The sequence below is a fragment of the Brevibacterium sp. UCMA 11752 genome (genome assembly GCF_021532235.1).
Classification (GTDB): Bacteria; Actinomycetota; Actinomycetes; order Actinomycetales; family Brevibacteriaceae; genus Brevibacterium; species Brevibacterium antiquum.
Genome location: NZ_JACBOS010000003.1, coordinates 564,227 through 581,628 on the forward strand (window position 1 = coordinate 564,227; position 17,402 = coordinate 581,628).

Below are 17,402 nucleotides of genomic sequence, written 5' to 3' on the forward strand. Positions count from 1 at the left end.
TCGGTCACCGTTCAGCCCAGGTGACTGCTCACATCTCTTCGTGGGTCAGCGGGTCGCGGTCTTTCATCCGACCGCGCTCGAGTGCGGAGATGGCAGCCACCTCGGCGGATGTGAGGGTAAAGTCGAAGATATCGGCGTTGAGCCTCTGCCGATCGGGGTTGGCCGATTTCGGGATCGGCAGGCTGCCGACCTCGAGGTGCCAGCGCAGAACCACCTGAGCCGGCTCGACACCATGGGCTGCCGCTGCCTCGGCGATGGGAGCCTCGTCGAACAGGCCTTGGTCGCGGTACAGCGGTGACCAGGATTCTGTTTGGACGCCGATCGACTGGTGGAAGTTGATGAGCTCGGTCTGCGGGAAGTAGGGGTGGAGTTCGATCTGGTTGACCGCCGGGCTCACCCCGGTCTCCGCGATGAGCTGTTCGAGCATGGGCTCGGTGAAGTTCGAGACTCCGATCGAGGTCACCAGGCCGCGTTCGCGCAGTTCGATGAGGCCGCGCCAGGTCTCGACGTATTTGCCTACGCTGGGGTTGGGCCAGTGGATGAGATGAAGGTCGAGGCGCTCGAGTTCGAGCCTGGCCAGAGATTCCTCGGTGCTGGCGATCGTCTCATCGAAGCCGTGGTGACGACCAGGGACCTTGCTCGTGATGAAGAGTTCGTCCCGACCGACTGTGGAATCGATGACGGCGCGACCGACTTCGCGCTCATTCTCGTAGTTGACCGCGGTGTCGAGGAGTCGGTACCCGTTGTCGATGCCGGCGATGATCGCGCCGATCCCCTCGGCGTCGCGCATGGCGTATGTGCCGAGGCCGATCTGGGGGATGGCCACCCCGTCGTTGAGTTCAAGGGTCGGAATCGCTGAGCTGTGCTCTGAAGTGGACATGCCCCAACCCTATGACCGCCGAGGTGGTTCGGGCCAGGGGGTGATCAGACGACGAGTCCGTTCGGAGCCTTCCCGTCGAGGACGTCGATGACGGCCTGAGCTGCCGCGACCCCGGCGCGTTCCCTGGATTCCAGCGTCTGCCCGGCGAGGTGAGAGGTGATGACGACGTTGCTCATTGTTCGCAGCGGGTTGTCCTCGACAATGGGTTCGCGTTGCAGAACGTCGAGTCCCGCGCCGGCGATCTCGCCGTCATTGAGTGCTTGGACGAGGGCAGCTTCGTCGACGAGGGAGCCGCGGGCCGTGTTGACGAGGATCGCGGAGTTCTTCATCGCAGCGAAGCTCGCCGCATCGATGATCGGATCGCCCTTGCCGGCTCGGCTGTGAAGAGTCAGGTAGTCCGCGGAGCTGACCGTCGTGTCGAAATCGGCGAATTCGATGCCCGATGACTGTTCAGAATCTGGGTGGGCGGTGGAGACGAGGACACGCATCCCCAGCGCAACACCGAGTGCAGCGATCGCCCGCCCGCTGGGACCGTAGCCGATGACGCCGAGCGTCTTGCCCCGCAGCTCGGTTCCCGCCGCGCGCGGCCATCCGCCGTCGGCCACGCCAGGCAGCACGGTGTTGAGCCGGCGGGCGCAGGCAAGCATGAGGGCGAGCGCCATCTCGGCAACGGCGTGGTGGTTGACCCCGGGTGTGTTGCACACACGAATGCCGAGCTCCACGGCTGCATCGGTGTCCACGTTGTCGTAGCCCACTCCGGCGCGGGCGAGGACTTTCAGCGCTGGTGCGGATGCGAGCATTTCGCAGGTGATCGGTTCGCTCGCAGCAATTGCACCGACCGCTGACTGGAACAGGGCCAGCTTCTCGTCATCCGTGCGATGCCCACCCGCCGGCGAATAGACCGGTTCGAGACCGCGCTCCCGCAGCATCGCGTCGACGGTGTCGCCTGGGTAAAGATAGTCGGTGGTGATGACGATGCGATTGCTCATGTGTTCGAGGATATCTACGTCTGCGAGGGCGGCGCCTCCGAAGCCAACTGGCGGACCAGACCTGCCGGAGCGGTATTCCGATAGGAATCGGTGAGCAGCTCACGGACGTCATCGTCGTCGAGGGTCTCAAGCTCGAGACCGATCCACCCCGTGGGACCCAGATACATGGGAACGAAGGCGTCCGGTCGCTCCATCAGCACCTCGGCGTCCATCGGATCAGGCAGGATGAGCAACGCCTGCGGATGCTGTTCCATGCCACCCGTGACGAGCTTCCGTGTGCCTCCGAAATGAGCGAAGATCTTCTTCGTGAAGAACGCGGGTCGCCCATGCGAGACCTTCTCCTGCACCTCGGGAAGGCTCAAAGCGATCTCCCGCAGGCGCGCCAGCTGAGGGTCGTCGTCATCGAACATCTGTGGATGCGCCATGGGCCCACCCTATTCATGGATACGGCGACTGGCTAGAACAGAATTCCTTGCCGCGCATGACCACGATTGTGGGTCCAATACCCTCCACGCATTGTTACATGCCTATAAAACCTTGGACAGCACTACGAACCCCTCCATAGGCTGAAAGCCACCCATTTCACCGAGCACACGGAGGTGCGCGGGAAATGACGAATCAGGGGGCATTGTGAAGAAGGACTGCTCACCGGCCATGCCTGATTTGAGCGTTCCCCCTCCGCTTTCACACCAGGCTCAGATACGCACCGCAGCGGCATTCTGCACTACGAAGACATTCCGAAAGAGGAAACGATGACAGTGAACAGCGAAAACCACACCACAGCTCCGCCCACGCGGCGAAGGTTCTTAGGCGGCCTCCGAGAGTTCGGTCCCGGAATCATCGCCGTCCTCGCCATGATGGGAGCTGGTGACCTCGTCACAGCCTCAGTGTCGGGCTCGAATTACGGCTACAGCCTGATGTGGCTGCTGGTCGCTTCTCTTCTCATCAGGTTTGTCATCGTCAACATCATGGGCAGATATCAGGTTCTCAACATCAAGAACCAGACGATCGTCGAAGGCTATAACGATGTGTCGAGGTTCTATCCATGGGCGATCGGCATTGCAGCTCTCATCAGCGGCCACCTTCTCAATGGCTACATGATCAAGGGCGCAGGTGAGGCGGTCGCCAAAATCGTCACTGTCGGCAACCCGTTCCTCTGGTCGTGCATTCTGGTCGTGGTCAGCATCTTCGTCATCGGCCGCAACGTCTACAACACCATCGAAAAGGGCATGAAGCTCCTGCTGGCAATGATGACGGTGGTCTTCCTCGGGCTCGCAATCTACTCGGTCCCCGATATCGGCGAGCTCATCCAGGGAACCATCGGCTTCGGAATCCCGGCCAACACCGGCGCGTTCGGCGTCTTCGCCGTGGCTTTGTCCCTCATCGGTGCAGTAGCGGGTTCGATGGCGAACTTCCTCTACCCCTATTACGTCCGGGACAAAGGATGGAAGGGCATTGCCTTCAAGAAGCTGCAGCGCAATGACATCCTTTTCGGCATCTCCGCCGCCATCGTCATCAGCCTTTCCATCTGGGTAGTGGGCGCCGAGATCCTCAGGCCCCAGGGAATCCAGGTCTCAAGCCTGGACGACATCTCTCAAGCCCTGACCACTCATCTCGGCGCCTTCGGCGGGGTCATCTTCTACTTGGGTGCTTTCGGCATCCTCTACAGCAGCGTCATCGGCTTCGCCAATGGCTTCCCGAAGGTGATCATCGACTGCCTGCACATCATCCTCCCCTCAAGGCGCGAACAGTACGGCACCAAGTTCGAAGATGATCCGCTGTTCAAATGGTTCAGCCTCTTCATCCTCATCTCCCCCATCCTGTGGTCCGTGCCTGGGATGCCGGGATTTGTGGAAATGGCTGTGTTCGTCACCGGGCTGCAGGCCATCATCGTCCCGCTCGTGGCCATCGGGCTGCTGATCCTGGCGAACAAGGCGAGCCATTTCGGCAAGCACAAGGCCAATCTGTTCGAGAACATCATCCTGGTGGCGACGACACTCCTCACCATCTGGGTGACCATTCAGGTGTTCATCGGCTGGTTCGCCGGTTGACGTTGAGACAGGACGACTTCGCGCCCCCAGTCTCCCCTACTTCACCACTCCGAGCACTTCGTTGAGTGCCTCGGTCGCCGAGGGGTGGGTGTAGATCGTGTCGCGCAGCTCGGTGGCGGTGACGTCGTGGCGCATCGCCAGGGCCACGGTGTTGATGACCTCCTGTGAGTGCACGTGCACGAGTGCGGCACCGAGGATGAGGTCCGTCTTCGCGTCGACGACGAATTTGACGATGCCGCGGGGGTCGCCCTCGATCTTCGCTCGGGGTGCTGCTGCGATATCGGCCATCGCCTTCGCTCCGACCTTGATCTCATAGCCCTGTTCGCGCGCGTCTTTCTCACTCAGTCCGACACGGGCCACGGGTGGGGTGAGGAACATCGTGTACGGCACGGATCCGCGGTCCTTCGTCGACCGGTTGCCCTCACCGAGCAGCTGGTCTGCCAGGATGCGGTTGTCATCGAGGGAGATGTAGGTGAACATCGGCCCGCCGTTGACATCGCCGAACGCGTACACGCCCTCGGCTGAGGCACGCAGGTGCTGGTCAACGGTGATGAAACCGCGTTCGTTCGTCTCGATACCGGCCTTGTTGAGGCCCAGGTCCGTGGTGGCGGGCTTACGACCGACGGCCAGGAGCACAGCCTCGGCGTCGATGGTCGTCGTCTCTCCATCGATCTCGTAGCTGACGGTCGCGGCGTCGGCACCGTCGCTGACTGCGGTCACCGAGGCATTGTTGATGATGGTGATCCCATCATCGGCCAGTGCCGCGGCGACTACCTCGGCAACGTCGTCATCCTCGCTGGCCAGCGGACGCTCTCCTCGGTCAAGAACGGTGACTTGGGAGCCGAAGTGAGTGAACATCGAGCCGAATTCGAGACCGATGTAGCCGCCGCCGACGATGACGAGGCGTTTGGGGAACGGGGTGACGTGCTGCAGCGACTCGGAATCGTGGATGCGCCCGCCCAGCTTGGCACCGTCGATCGGCGGGATGTTCGCAACCGAACCGGTGTTGACGACAACGGTGTCGGCAGTGATCGTCATGGTGTCGGTGCCGCCGGTGACGAGGACTTCGCGTTCGCCTGTGAACTCGGCGCGGCCGGAGACCAGGAGGACCGAGTCAAGATCGTCGAGCATGGAGAGGTTCTTCTTCCGCATCGCCCCGGTCAGGGTATCGCGACGCTTCACGGCCGTGGCGAAGTACTCGGCGACGTCATCGGAGTCGCGCTTGTTCTCTGCATCGTGGACGAGGATCTTCGTCGGGATGCACGCGATGTTGATACAGGACCCACCGATCATGGCATCGGAGCGTTCAACGACGGCGACCCGTTTGTCGGCCCGTGCCATCGTGCCGGCCAGAGTCTTTCCACCCTTGCCCCATCCGATGACGAGAAGGTCAACGTGTTCCTTGTGATCGACTTCGCGATTGTCCTCGGCCATGATCAGGTCCTTCCGGCAGACGGGTCAGTCCTGTCAGCCTACTCCGGGGCCCGGTGAGGGCCCCGCACTCCCCCAGAGGGGTCGGCTTCAGGAATCGCCGAGGTGGGTCGACGTCAGGGCCATCGAGCTGGGGTTGCCCCGGGTGGAGTTCATCGTGAAGCTGGCCTTCCATGGAAGATAGCGGTCGTCCGAGGACTCGATCAGATCGCCGGCGCTCGTGAACGCGCGCCGACGAACCCGCAGCAGCGGCGTGCCGACCGGAACCTCGAGCAGAGCGGCATCGTCCTCATTGGCTCCGATCGCATCGATGGTCCGTGAGGTTCGGCTGATGTCGACGCCCTGGTCGACGAGCTCCTGGTAGATCGAACCTGAGTCGGTATCGAAGGCAAGCACGTGACGCCCGACCTCGAGGGGATAGTTCAAACGCTCGACCATGGTGGGCACATCATCCATGAGGCGGAGTCGGAACACGGAGACGACCGGATCGCCGTCGGGGATGCGCAGGCTCGCCGCCAAGGACTTCTCGGCGGGCCTGCGAGTGACCCACTGGGTGCGCTGACCGGGGACGATGTCGGCGTTGTGACACCACTGGGAGAACGAGATGATGTCGTCGAAGGACTGGGTGGGCACATTGTCGAGGACGACCGTCCGGCGCCCTCTCCCGGAGGAGATCAGCCCTTCGGTCCGCAGGGTCGACATCGCCTGTCGAACCGGTCCGCGGGAGCTGGTGAACTTCCGGGTGAGCTCTGCTTCGGAGGGAAGTTCGTCCCCGGGCTGAAAATAGCCCTCACGAATCGCCGTTCGCAGGTAATGTGCGATCTCGTCGTGCTGCTGTCGCGTGCGCTGCTGAGTCATGTGTGCTGGTCTCGTCGGGGTCGGGGATGGGGACACGTGCTTCCAACTGTGCTGCTGTTCGAGCGGGGCTCTCCTCTACTTCCTATTCCTGCCGAATGAACCGAGAGTGCTCCTCGGGATCTTGGACATCACGTTCAGATGAACAATCATCAAACTTGTACATACATGTAGTCATCGTACGGCAGAAAGCGACCAAGATGGGGGAATGTCGAAATCAGATCTCATCATCGTAGGCTCCGGAATCCTGGGCCTGGCCACCGCATTCCGCGCACACCAGCAGGGCCGCAGGGTCCATGTCATCGACCGTTCCGCTCGCCCTGTGGGCTCATCCATCCAGAACTTCGGACACGCGTGCTTCACCGGACAGGCAGACGCAGCCCAGGACCTGGCCATGAAGTCTCGTGCCGGCTGGCGAGAGGTCGCCGCCGCGACCGGAATCTGGGCCGCAGAGACCGGCTCCTTCATCCCCGCCATGGCCGAACCCGAGCTTCGCGTCCTCCAGGAGTTCGCCGATCACCGGGGTCCGGATCAGGCAACGATACTCAGCGCCGAGGAGATTGCAGCAGCTGTCGGGAACCCGAGTCTGGGCGCGATCGGCGGGGCCCACCTGCCCCTGGACATGCGCGTCGACCCGCGCGAGGCTGCCCCGGCAATTGCCGACTGGCTGGCCGGTGACGGTGTCGATTTCACCTGGAACACCACCGTCACCGAGGTGGCCGGCGGCACCGTGTCCACCAACCGGGGCGATGTCCACGGGGAGCAGGTCGTCGTCTGCCCCGGCTACCAGCTCACCTCCCTGTTCCCCAGGATCGCCGAGGCGCATGGGGTGCGCATCTGCACGCTCGTCATGTCCCTGATCGAGCGACCGCCGCAGACCCCTGCCGGATTCGCCATGCTCACGGGCACCTCGCTGGCCCGCTACGACGGTTTCGCTGCCATGCCCGGGGCATCGGTTCTGCGCGAGGATCTCGCCCAGCGGGAACCCGAGCTCGTCGATGTCATTGCCAACCTCATGGTCACCGATATCCCCGACGGACTGCTCATCGGCGACTCCCACGCCTATGCCCTCAGCCCTGAGCCCTTCATCGACGAACACGTCGGCGACCTGCTGCTCGAGCGCGCCACCAGCATGCTCGGCATCGCTGAACCCGTCGTTCACCAACGGTGGCTTGGCCAGTATGCGGACAGCGCCGAGACTAACCTGATCCTCGAACACCCCGATGAGCAGACGACGGTCGCTGTGGTCACCTCGGGCATCGGGATGACCCTGTCCTTTGGGATCGCGGACTGCATCCTCGGCGGGGAAGCAGCCGCGATGAGAACGGGGCCTGCGCCGCATTCATCTCTCCTCACCCCAACCGCCGGTGAAGTTGTCATGTCCGATCGGTGAACAGGCACGAATTGTATAGACATGTTGTTTCGAGGTGTCGAAGAATGGCACCAAGCGATCACCCCGACCACTCGAAAGGCAGGCCACCCATGGCCCTGTTCCCACGCTTCCGATCCCGCACCGTCCGCTCTCTCACGGCCGCAGCACTCGCTCTCCCGCTGCTCGCCGCCTGCGGCTCCTCCGGCGACGACGGCGACACCATCACATTCGCAGCAGTCCCAGCCGAATCCTCATCCACGCTGGAGTCGACCTTCGAAAACGTCACCGCTCTGCTCGAGGAGGAGACCGGCAAGAAGGTCGAGTTCCAGAATGCCTCCGACTACGCAGCCGTGATCGAAGGGATGCGCGCAGGCCAGATCGATGCCGCCTCATTCGGCCCGTTCGCCTATGTCATCGCCAAGGACTCCGGCATCGACATGGAACCGGCAGCCGCTCCGACCCACGATGCAGACAAGGCCCCGGCATACACGTCTCTGGCCTACGTCAAGAAGGGCTCGGACATCAAGAGCCTGAAGGACCTCAAGGGCAAGAACGTCTGCTTCGTCGACAAGGCCTCCACCTCCGGCTATCTCGTCCCGATGAAGGGGATCATGGACGAAGGCCTCGACATGGAGCAGGACATGAAGCAGATTCTGACCGGCGGTCATGACGCCTCGCTGCTGTCCCTGGACTCCGGAGAATGCGATGCGGCCTTCGCCCACGACACCATGCTGGGCACCCTCGAAGAGTCCGAGCAGGTGAAGGCGGGCAGCCTGGAACCGGTGTGGGAGTCCGATCCCATCACCGAGGACCCGATCGCAGTCAACAACGAATCCCTCGATCCTGAACTGGCCAAGCAGATCACGACCGTCCTGCGCGAGAAGGCAAATATCCCGGCCATGGTTGATGCCGGCGTCTGCTCCTCCGAGGACGACTGCGTCCTGCCCGAAGAGATCGAATACGGCTACAAGCCAGTCGACGACTCCGACTTCGACTCCATCCGCGACATCTGCGACGCCACCCAGGCAGACGCCTGCAAGAACGTCGGCTAGGAGAGACACCCGTGAGCAATCATCGAAATGCCAGCAGCGCGAAGACCGCTGAACTTCAGCGAGAGATCGACGATATCTACGCCGTCCAACTCGACCACGTGACCAAGGACTTCGGCGGCGGAGTCCTCGGACTCGACGACGTCAACATCGGATTCCGTGCCGGCAGGGTCACAGTCCTGCTCGGGCTGTCCGGATCAGGGAAGTCGACGCTCCTGCGTCACATCAACGGCCTGCACACCCCCACCACGGGAACGGTGCGCGTCCTGGGCCACCACCTGAATTCGACAGGAAAACGCGGACTGCGGGAGCTGCGCCGGAACATCGGCGTGATCTTCCAGTCCTTTAACCTCGTCGGTCCGATGTCCGTGTTGGAGAACGTCTGCGCCGGACAGCTCGGCTCGCTCAAGGGACCGCGCATCTCGCTGCTGATGTACCCGAAGTCCGTGCGCCGAGAGGCCATCGAGAAGCTCGACCGTGTCGGTCTTGCCGATCGTGCCTTCCAGCGCGCGGACACTCTCTCCGGAGGTCAGCAGCAGCGCGTGGCCATCGCCCGCGCACTCATGCAGCACCCCACAGTTCTGTTGGCCGACGAACCGGTGGCCTCACTGGATCCGGTCTCAGCCCTCGACGTGATCAACCTGCTGCGCCAGATCGCCGAGGAGGACAAGCTCACCGTCATCGCCTCACTCCACCAGGTCCAGCTGGCCATCGAGTTCGCCGATCGGATCATCGGTCTGCGTACCGGGCAGGCTGTCCTCGATCGCGCGACGCAGGGTCTGAGTGCCGAAGAGGCGTCGACGATCTATTCGAGCGTCTCCGGAATGGACCTCGCCGAGGCGGCGGTCGATCCCCGAGCGGCCGCGTCAGGTGTGACTCGCTGATGCCCACGCTCGTCGAGATCCCGCCCGAGGCTCCGACGCCACCGGCGCGTCCGCGTCCCGCCGGGCACAGCATCGCCGCCGTCCTCGTGATGATCGCCTTGGTCATCGGGGGCGTGTGGTCGATCGGTTCTCTCGGCATCGATCTGGGCACCATCATCGACTCCGTCGACAACGCGGGACGCTTCCTTGCACGCGTCTTCCCTCTCGACTTCCCGCCTGCGTCAGAGACTCTCTCGCTGGTGTTCGAGACCTTGGCCATCGTCTTCCTCGCCACACTGCTCTCGGTCGCACTCTCCGTTCCGGTGTCTCTGGCCGCCGCCAGACCGACCCGCTGGGGAGTCACCTCGCAGTGGGTCGCGCGCGCTCTGACCGTGCTGGCTCGGGCAATCCCCGATCTGGTGCTCGCGATCATCTTCCTGCGCATGTTCGGCCTCGGAGCCACCGCCGGCATCATCGCCATGGGCATCCACTCGGTCGGCATGATCGCCAAGCTCTACGCCGATGCAATCGAGGAACTCGACGACGGCCCACGTGAGTCGATGGAGTCCCTCGGTGCCGGCCGTGCTCAGCAGATCATGGCGGCCATTCCACAGACACTGATGCCGCAGCTCATCGCGACGGCACTGCACCGGTTCGACATCAATCTGCGCACCTCGGTGCTGCTGGGCTACGTCGGCGTCGGAGGCATCGGCCTGGCGATCGCCGATTCCCTGCGGACTCTGGACTACCAGCGAGGCATGGCCCTGGCCGTGCTGGTCCTGCTGCTGTGCATCGGCCTCGAACTGCTCTCTGGAGCGATCCGGGCAGCGCTGATGAGATCGGCGGGACAGAGGATCACCGGCGGCACCTGGGTCGATCGCCTGTTCAACCGCGGTCGCGAATCTGGTGTCAACGATCTCCACCTGACACCGCCGTGGAGCTCGGCCCGGTTCAAGCGCTTCCTCTCAATTGCGCTCATTGTGATCTTCACTGTTGCGGCCCTGTGGCGCGTGGATGTGTCCTGGTCGGCACTCATGCAGGGGCTTCTCAGCCTGCCGAAGACCCTGGCGCTGTTCTTCCCACCATCGGCCGGCGGGTCCATGTCCAACCTCTTTGAACAGCTGTTGGTGACTATCCAGATCTCGCTCGCGGCCACCCTCATCGGTGCCGTCCTCGCGATACCAATCGGCATCCTCGCCGCCCGCAATGCCGTCGCGAACGTCTATGTGCACCAAAGTTTCCGCGTGATCATCGTGATCGTGCGCGGCATTCCCGAGCTCATTCTCGCGATCATCTTCGTCGTCATCTCCGGCCTGGGCGAGGTCGCCGGCACCCTGGCGCTATCCATCGGGGCGATCGGCCTGCTCTCGAAGCTCATCGCCGATTCGCTCGAGGAGACGGACACTCACGCGCAGGAGGCACTGCGGGCGACCGGCGCCAGCGAGGCGCAGGTGTTCTTCTCGGCCACACTGCGCCAGGCGGCCCCGGCGTTCGTTGCCCACACGATGTACCTGCTCGACAACAACATCCGCTCAGCCACACTCCTCGGAGTCGTCGGAGCCGGAGGCATCGGATTCCTGCTGCTCAACGCTTCGCGGGTCAACCAGTTCGATGTGGTCACCATGGTGCTCATCCTCATGGTCACCGTCGTCCTCGCGGTTGAAGCACTGTCGATGTGGCTGCGCCAGGCCGTTCGCTGACAGTCCCGTCATTTCACACATCCCACCTGCACGCATTGATCCACCACAGAAGGAGAAACACCATGATTGAACTCGCCGTCTTCGACATGGCCGGCACCACCATCGACGACCGAGACGAGGTCTACCGCGTTCTGCGGGAGGCCACGGAACGCGAAGGTGCGAACTACACGGACGAGGTGTTCCAGAAGTGGATGGGCACTGAGAAGAAGTGGGCGATCGAAAACCTGCTCCGGCTCGGCGGGGTCGACGTCGATGACGAACTCCACGAGAAGACCTGGGAATGGTTCCGACAGGAACTGCGCCGCACCTATACCGACAATCCGCCGAAGCCTCTGCCCGGGATCGAGGAAGCATTGACGACTCTGCGCGAACAAGGCATCAAGGTCGCCCTGACGACCGGGTTCGCCCGGGAGATCGCCGATCTCATCTTCGCTTCCATGGGATGGGAGCAGGGCGAGACCTTCGAGGCTTCTGCCTGCGGCGACGAGGTCGAGGCCGGTCGGCCGGCACCCGACATGATCGAGAGGGTCATGAAGGAACTCGGCGTGAAGGACACGGCAGCGGTCGTCAGCGTCGGCGACACCTCGGCGGATGTGCAGTCGGCCCTTCGCGCCGGAGTCACCTCGGTCGGTGTGCTCACCGGCCACCTGGGCCAGCAGGACTTCGCCGCCGAAGGTGCCCACCTCGTTCTCGATTCCGCTGCGGAGCTTCCCGACGCGCTTGCCGACCTGCCGTCGTCAGCCGCAATCTCAGCCGGGGTGAACCAGTGACGGCGCAGGTTCAATCGCGGGTTCAGCCACAGTCTCCGGTTCAAGCTTCCCCGGCAGACACCTCGGCGAAGGCGAAGGCCTCGGCGAATGTTGAGGTCGTCGCGGACACAGTCCAGGCAGTCGTCTGGCTCGGCGGGGATCAATTCGAGACCCGGTCATTCGACCGCCCCGACCTTGCCGCGGGCGAGAGCCTCATCCGCCTGAGCACTGCCACCGTCTGCGGCTCAGATCGGCACACCGTGCGCGGGCGTCGCCCCGGAGCATGCCCCTCCGTGCTCGGCCACGAGGGCGTCGGCGTGGTCGAAGATTCGCGGGCGGGCCTCCCGCTCGGCCAGCGCGTGGTCTTCTCTGTCACCTCGGTGTGCGGGGAATGCGAGAACTGCAGGCGCGGATTCAGCGCAAAATGCGAGTCGGTGGCCAAGGTCGGTCACGAATCCACCGACAGCGGCTGGGCACTGTCCGGCACCTACGCCTCACACATCCACCTGCCCAGGGGCGTGGCAGCCGTCCCGGTGCCGGATTCGGTGCCCGACGCCGTGGCCTCCACGGCAGGGTGTGCCGTCGCCACCGTCATGGCGATGCTGGAGGCCGCCGGGGATCTGCGAGGCCGCCGGGTCTTCGTCAACGGGCTCGGAATGTTGGGGCTCACGGCGGTCGCCGCCGCCCAGTCCCGGGGTGCCGCCGAGGTGCTCGCCTTCGACCCTACGCCGCGGCGACAGGATCTTGCTCTATTCGCAGGGGCGAGCACGATCATGGAAGACGAAATGCCTGCGGATGTCGATGTTGCTCTCGAGCTCTCCGGCACCCCCTCGGGCGTAGAGACCTGTGTTGCCAGCCTGGGAATCGGCGGAACCGCAGTTCTCGCCGGAAGCGTGAGCCCGGGACCGAACATCGAGATCAGCCCCGAACAGCTCGTGCGAGGTTGGCGCACCATCACAGGTGTGCACAACTTCGAACCCCACCACCTGCAGGAAGCCGTCGACTTCCTGGCGATTGACGGCGGTGATATGCCGTGGGAGAACATCCTGGGCGGCCCGATCGAGCTGGCCGAACTGGCTCAGGAGTTTGCAGAGCCGAGTCCGGGGCTGCGGACCGTGGTGCACATCGACGGGTGAGAGGCTGTGCTCGCAGCAAGGTGAGAGGTGGGGTCGGCGGATACACTGCAGAACAGCAGCGGCACGAGACCCCGAAAGAAATCGAGCGAGCAATGCAGTTCACCCTAGCCCAGGTCACCGGCTTCATCGCTGTGGCCGAAAATCTCCACTTCGGACGCGCCGCTGAGGAGCTCAATATGACTCAGCCGCCGCTGAGTCGGCAGATACAGAAACTCGAGAAGTCCATCGGTGTCCATCTCTTCGAACGCAACAACCGCACGGTGACCCTGACGCCAGCGGGGGAGGCCTTCCTCGCAGAAGCCTACGGCCTGCTTGCCTCTGTCGAACGCGCACCTCGGCGCGCACAGAAGATCGCCGAGGGATCGTGGGGGCAGATCACCATCGGCTGCACAGCAGTCTCGACCTTCGGCGTCCTCGGCAGTTTGGTGTCGACACTGGCGCAGCGGCTTCCGGGCGTCAGCGTCGAGATCGCTGAAATGGTCACGGCTGAGCAGATCAAGGCACTGTCGGAAGGTCGGATCGATATCGGCCTGGGCCGGGTGGGCAGAATACCGGAGACCATCGACGCTGCCCTTGTTCTCTCGGAACAGCTGGTCCTCGCAGTCCCATCGGATCACGAATTCGCCGCACGGGAGTCGATTGCGACGAAGGACATCTCCGGGCAGAGGCTGCTCATGCATGATGCCACGAAAGCTCGATACTTCTACGACCTCACCGTTCGCTACATTGATGTCGAGGCCAATGAGGTCGCCCATTCCCTCAGCCAGATTCTCACAATCGTCAATCTCGTGGCCGCTGGCCGAGGTATCGCCGTCGTCTCCGAATCCGCTGCGCACCTCGGCGTGGAAGGCGTGACATACGTGCCGCTGCGAGGCGCCCCACGTGATGTCGTGGAGTTGCACGCGATCTGGAATCCCGAGTCGCGCAACCCCGCGCTGAAGGAAGTCCTCAGCCTCATCCGCGACGAATAGAAGCGATACTTTTAGAGCATCAATGCATATATAAATAATCTTGGACAGGAATCACTCGGCGTTCCTACAGTGGGATCATCATCCCGACTAACAAGGACGTCATTCCGTGGCCAACTACCTGCCTCAAGAACTCGCCGACCACCTCAAGGACGGTCTCCTCTCCTTCCCCGCAACCGCCTTCACCTCCGATCTGACGATCGATGCCTCTGCCTACACCGACCACATCGCCTGGCAGTCAAGTTTCGATGTCGCTGGACTCTTCGCGGCCGGCGGTACCGGAGAGGGCTTCAGTCTCACTCCTGCTGAAGCCAAGGAAGTCGTCAGCTTGGCCGTCTCGACCTCCCGCCAGGAGGTGCCGGTGCTCGCCTCTGCCGGCGGGGCCACCGTCCAAGCTGTGCAGAACGCGATCGACGCTGAGGCGGTTGGTGCCGAAGGCCTCCTCGTCCTCCCGCCCTACCTCACCGAGTGCAGTCAAGATGGCCTCTTCGAACATGTGTCAGCCATCTGTGCGGCCACGAAGATCGGCGTCATCGTCTACAACCGAGCCAACGCCATCTACTCACCCGAGACCGTCGAACGACTCGCCGACACCCATGAGAACTTCATCGGCTTCAAGGACGCCATCGGTGACATCGAACAGCTGACCAAGGTCTACGCCCGCACCGGCGACCGCCTCTTCTATCTCGGCGGCCTGCCCACAGCCGAGGTCTACGCCTTGCCTCTGCTCCAGCTCGGGATGAGCACCTACTCGTCGGCGATGTTCAACTTCGCGCCTGAGTTCGCCCTTGACTTCTACTCCGCGGTCCGCCGCCAGGATCGTGCTGCAGTCACGGAAAAGCTCAATTCATTCGTACTCCCCTACTCGAAGATCCGAGATCGTGTCGCGGGCTACGGCGTCTCCATCGTCAAGGGCGGCCTCAAGGTCATCGGCCGAGACTGCGGCCCGGTCCGGCCTCCCCTGCAGAACCTCACACAGACCGACCTACGGGATCTCGAACAGGTGATGGCTGCTGCCGGAATTCAACTCGACCGCACCACCTCCGCGGTCGCCTGACCTGCACCAGACTGCAGGCACCAACTCGCCAACGCACCACAGCTACACAACCACAGATCGGCGCCGATCGGCTTGAGCCGGTCGGCGCCGACATCGCTCACACGAACAGAGGTCACTCATGACGACTCAGCTCACCGACACGAAGACCACAACAAATACCGATACCCCAACCTCAACCCCGCCGATCTTCGGCTCCTCGATCGTCGCCGGCACGAAGACACTTGGAGAGGGCGGGACCGCGCGCGCGGTCAATCCTGCGACCGGCGAGGAACTGGAACCCGCGTTCACGCTTCTGAGCGAGGAGCAGGTCTCTGCCGCCATCGCTGAGGCACACGCAGCCTTCGCCTCCTACCGGAGCATCTCCCCCGCACTCCGGGCGAAGTTCCTCACAGACATTGCGGTGAACATCGAAGCCGCTGCGGACGTCATCGTCGAACGGGCAGGCCAGGAGACCGGACTTCCCGTCGGACGATTGAACGGAGAAGTCACCAGAACGGCCAATCAGCTGCGCCTCTTCGCATCGGTCGTCCTCCTCGGCGATGCCCACGGTGTGCGCATTGATCCTGCACTTCCGGATCGCGCACCACTGCCTCGACCCGATATCCGTCAGCGTCAGGTGCCGCTGGGCCCGGTTGCCGTCTTCGGAGCCAGCAACTTCCCACTCGCGTTCTCCACGGCAGGCGGAGACACCGCTTCAGCACTGGCCGCCGGCTGTCCGGTCATCGTCAAGGCACACAACGCTCACCCCGGGACCAACGAACTGGTCGGAGCAGCGATCTCCCGCGCCGTTGTCGACAATGATCTCAACCCCGGTGTCTTCTCGCTTGTCTACGGTTCCGGCGCACAGGTCGGCCAGCAGCTGGCAGCCGATCCTCGGATCGCCGCAGTGGGATTCACCGGCTCCAGGACTGCGGGCCTGGCTCTGTCCGCCACCGCTGCCGCGAGGCCAGTGCCGGTCCCCGTGTATGCGGAGATGAGCTCGATCAACCCCGTCTTCGTGCTCCCCGGTGCGATCGCCGATGACGTCGCCGAGGTGGCTCGGGGGTTCTTCACAGCCGTGACCGGTTCTTCGGGGCAGTTGTGCACCTCCCCAGGGATTCTCTTCGTCCCCAATGGCGCTCGTGGAGATGTGCTGACCGCGCACATTGCAAAGGAGTTCTCGGAGGCCACGGGGCAGACGATGCTCACCCCGTCCATCGCCGAAGCTTGGCAGCGAGGCGTCGACCAGCTTGCGGCTCAACCTGGCGTCACGGCCTTAGCACAGGGGGCTGACGGCAAGACTCTCAACGCCCCAGGCCCCGCCGTCTTCACCGTCTCGGTCAAGGACTTCGCCTCGAACGCAGAGCTGCAGAATGAAATCTTCGGATCGGCCGCTCTCATCGTGCGCTACGAGACCACCGACCAGCTGGCTCTTGTCGTCACGGAACTCGAAGGACAGCTGAGCGCGACGCTGCAGATGAGCGAACAGGACATCGAAACCGCGAACGCGTTGGTGCCAGAGCTCGAGCTCAAAGTCGGTCGGATCATCGTCAATGGCTGGCCGACCGGCGTCGATGTGGGTCATGCGATGATCCACGGCGGACCGTTCCCTGCGACTTCGGCTCCCCAGACCACCTCGGTGGGTGCCACCGCGATCGAGCGCTTCCTTCGGCCTGTTGCCTATCAGAACATTCCCGATGCGATTCTGCCGTCAGTTCTCCAGCAGTCGAATCCCTTGAGAATCGGTCGCGCCGTGGACGGCAAGTACACCACCGGGCAGGGTGGGGACCAACAAGGGAACTCCCTTGCGAACGCTGCGAGGGAGTCGATCTCCGACAGAGTACGTCGTCGCCTCGGCGATCTCGGCTTCGACCTTCCCGAGGCGAATCCGGCCAGCTACAGTTACAAGACGGTCACCGTCGCGGGAGATCTCGCCTTCGTTTCAGGTCAGATCGCCAAACAAGGCGGCGTGGTCCCGGTCCAAGGTGTCGTCGGTGATGACCTGAGCGTCGAGGACGGTATCGCAGCGGCTCAGCTGTGCGCGGTTAACCTCATCGCTCAACTGGAAACGAACCTCGGTCTTGAGAACGTCGAGAGCATCGCCAAACTCAACGTCTATGTGGCCAGCCCAGCCGACTTCAGCAAGCATCCGATCGTCGCGGAGGGTGCGTCGAAGCTCCTCGTCGACGCACTCGGTGAAGTCGGCAGGCACGCAAGGACCGCACTGGGAGTTCCCCGCCTCCCTGCGAACTCACCGGTCGAGATCGAAGCAGTCATCAAACTCAAAGGCTGAGAGCACAACAGCACAGCGGCCCGGTCGATG

At 63.3% G+C, this 17,402-nt stretch carries 15 protein-coding genes; 10 read left to right on the forward strand and 5 right to left on the reverse strand.

Features of this window, described 5'->3' with window-relative positions; genetic code table 11:
- Window positions 1-28 precede the first annotated feature (28 nt).
- From HU144_RS02550 to HU144_RS02560, 3 genes are read right to left on the reverse strand one after another with little or no spacing between them, the layout of a single operon-like run.
- Window positions 29-880 carry an aldo/keto reductase gene (locus HU144_RS02550; RefSeq protein ID WP_235350000.1) on the reverse strand — a complete coding sequence of 284 codons (852 nt, stop codon included), beginning with the start codon at window positions 878-880 and terminating at the stop codon, window positions 29-31.
- Window positions 881-924: 44 nt separating this feature from the next.
- Complete coding sequence (locus HU144_RS02555; RefSeq protein WP_235350001.1) at window positions 925-1,869, reverse strand: phosphoglycerate dehydrogenase; 945 nt, start codon at window positions 1,867-1,869, stop codon at window positions 925-927.
- Window positions 1,870-1,883: 14 nt separating this feature from the next.
- Entirely contained in the window at window positions 1,884-2,294 is a 411-nt protein-coding gene (locus HU144_RS02560) for an MmcQ/YjbR family DNA-binding protein (RefSeq protein WP_235350002.1), read from the reverse strand.
- A 327-nt stretch (window positions 2,295-2,621) separates the two neighbouring features.
- Between HU144_RS02560 and HU144_RS02565 the strand changes: the two genes are divergently transcribed.
- Entirely contained in the window at window positions 2,622-3,920 is a 1,299-nt protein-coding gene (locus tag HU144_RS02565) for an Nramp family divalent metal transporter (RefSeq protein WP_235350003.1), read from the forward strand.
- Between the two features lie 36 nt (window positions 3,921-3,956).
- Here HU144_RS02565 and HU144_RS02570 read toward each other — a convergent pair whose 3' ends face one another.
- Together HU144_RS02570 and HU144_RS02575 are read right to left on the reverse strand one after the other, a co-directional pair.
- The gene (locus HU144_RS02570) at window positions 3,957-5,354 is read right to left on the reverse strand and encodes an FAD-dependent oxidoreductase (RefSeq protein WP_235350004.1); all 1,398 of its coding nucleotides are present in this window, start codon (window positions 5,352-5,354) and stop codon (window positions 3,957-3,959) included.
- 87 nt (window positions 5,355-5,441) lie between these two features.
- A complete protein-coding gene (locus tag HU144_RS02575) occupies window positions 5,442-6,209 on the reverse strand; it encodes a GntR family transcriptional regulator (RefSeq protein WP_235350005.1) in 768 nt (255 codons plus the stop codon).
- 205 nt (window positions 6,210-6,414) lie between these two features.
- On the opposite strand from HU144_RS02575, the gene HU144_RS02580 reads away from it, so the two are divergent.
- The 9 genes from HU144_RS02580 (at window position 6,415) to HU144_RS02620 (ending at window position 17,372) form a co-directional block, all read left to right on the forward strand.
- Entirely contained in the window at window positions 6,415-7,599 is a 1,185-nt protein-coding gene (locus HU144_RS02580) for a TIGR03364 family FAD-dependent oxidoreductase (RefSeq protein WP_235350006.1), read from the forward strand.
- A 44-nt stretch (window positions 7,600-7,643) separates the two neighbouring features.
- Window positions 7,644-8,630, forward strand: coding sequence for a phosphate/phosphite/phosphonate ABC transporter substrate-binding protein (locus HU144_RS02585; protein ID WP_235350007.1), 987 nt, complete (start codon window positions 7,644-7,646; stop codon window positions 8,628-8,630).
- A gap of 11 nt (window positions 8,631-8,641) precedes the next feature.
- Window positions 8,642-9,511, forward strand: a complete 870-nt coding sequence (gene phnC, locus HU144_RS02590; RefSeq protein WP_235350008.1) for a phosphonate ABC transporter ATP-binding protein — start codon at window positions 8,642-8,644, stop codon at window positions 9,509-9,511.
- Window positions 9,511-11,190: a phosphonate ABC transporter, permease protein PhnE gene (gene phnE / locus HU144_RS02595; protein WP_235350009.1), complete on the forward strand. Its 1,680-nt coding sequence runs from the start codon at window positions 9,511-9,513 to the stop codon at window positions 11,188-11,190. Before phnC ends, phnE begins: the two co-directional genes overlap by 1 nt.
- Window positions 11,191-11,252: 62 nt before the next feature.
- The gene (locus HU144_RS02600) at window positions 11,253-11,960 is read left to right on the forward strand and encodes a phosphonatase-like hydrolase (RefSeq protein WP_235350010.1); all 708 of its coding nucleotides are present in this window, start codon (window positions 11,253-11,255) and stop codon (window positions 11,958-11,960) included.
- The gene (locus tag HU144_RS02605; protein WP_235350011.1) at window positions 11,957-13,075 is read left to right on the forward strand and encodes an alcohol dehydrogenase catalytic domain-containing protein; all 1,119 of its coding nucleotides are present in this window, start codon (window positions 11,957-11,959) and stop codon (window positions 13,073-13,075) included. Before HU144_RS02600 ends, HU144_RS02605 begins: the two co-directional genes overlap by 4 nt.
- A 92-nt stretch (window positions 13,076-13,167) precedes the next feature.
- Window positions 13,168-14,046 carry a LysR family transcriptional regulator gene (locus HU144_RS02610; protein WP_235350012.1) on the forward strand — a complete coding sequence of 293 codons (879 nt, stop codon included), beginning with the start codon at window positions 13,168-13,170 and terminating at the stop codon, window positions 14,044-14,046.
- 106 nt (window positions 14,047-14,152) lie between these two features.
- Window positions 14,153-15,100 carry a 5-dehydro-4-deoxyglucarate dehydratase gene (kdgD, locus tag HU144_RS02615; protein ID WP_235350013.1) on the forward strand — a complete coding sequence of 316 codons (948 nt, stop codon included), beginning with the start codon at window positions 14,153-14,155 and terminating at the stop codon, window positions 15,098-15,100.
- A gap of 118 nt (window positions 15,101-15,218) precedes the next feature.
- The gene (locus HU144_RS02620; protein ID WP_328284267.1) at window positions 15,219-17,372 is read left to right on the forward strand and encodes an aldehyde dehydrogenase family protein; all 2,154 of its coding nucleotides are present in this window, start codon (window positions 15,219-15,221) and stop codon (window positions 17,370-17,372) included.
- Window positions 17,373-17,402 lie beyond the last annotated feature (30 nt).

What these genes read in the sequence shown, in the direction of transcription:
- HU144_RS02585 (WP_235350007.1), top strand. Translation starts at nt 7,644, where the DNA reads ATGGCACCAAGCGATCACCCCGACCACTCGAAAGGCAGGCCACCCATG.
- phnE (WP_235350009.1), top strand. Translation starts at nt 9,511, where the DNA reads ATGCCCACGCTCGTCGAGATCCCGCCCGAGGCTCCGACGCCACCGGCG.
- HU144_RS02575 (WP_235350005.1), bottom strand. Translation starts at nt 6,209, where the DNA reads ATGACTCAGCAGCGCACGCGACAGCAGCACGACGAGATCGCACATTAC.
- HU144_RS02555 (WP_235350001.1), bottom strand. Translation starts at nt 1,869, where the DNA reads ATGAGCAATCGCATCGTCATCACCACCGACTATCTTTACCCAGGCGAC.
- HU144_RS02610 (WP_235350012.1), top strand. Translation starts at nt 13,168, where the DNA reads ATGCAGTTCACCCTAGCCCAGGTCACCGGCTTCATCGCTGTGGCCGAA.
- HU144_RS02565 (WP_235350003.1), top strand. Translation starts at nt 2,622, where the DNA reads ATGACAGTGAACAGCGAAAACCACACCACAGCTCCGCCCACGCGGCGA.
- HU144_RS02600 (WP_235350010.1), top strand. Translation starts at nt 11,253, where the DNA reads ATGATTGAACTCGCCGTCTTCGACATGGCCGGCACCACCATCGACGAC.
- HU144_RS02560 (WP_235350002.1), bottom strand. Translation starts at nt 2,294, where the DNA reads ATGGCGCATCCACAGATGTTCGATGACGACGACCCTCAGCTGGCGCGC.
- HU144_RS02570 (WP_235350004.1), bottom strand. Translation starts at nt 5,354, where the DNA reads ATGGCCGAGGACAATCGCGAAGTCGATCACAAGGAACACGTTGACCTT.
- HU144_RS02580 (WP_235350006.1), top strand. Translation starts at nt 6,415, where the DNA reads ATGTCGAAATCAGATCTCATCATCGTAGGCTCCGGAATCCTGGGCCTG.
- HU144_RS02620 (WP_328284267.1), top strand. Translation starts at nt 15,219, where the DNA reads ATGACGACTCAGCTCACCGACACGAAGACCACAACAAATACCGATACC.
- HU144_RS02550 (WP_235350000.1), bottom strand. Translation starts at nt 880, where the DNA reads ATGTCCACTTCAGAGCACAGCTCAGCGATTCCGACCCTTGAACTCAAC.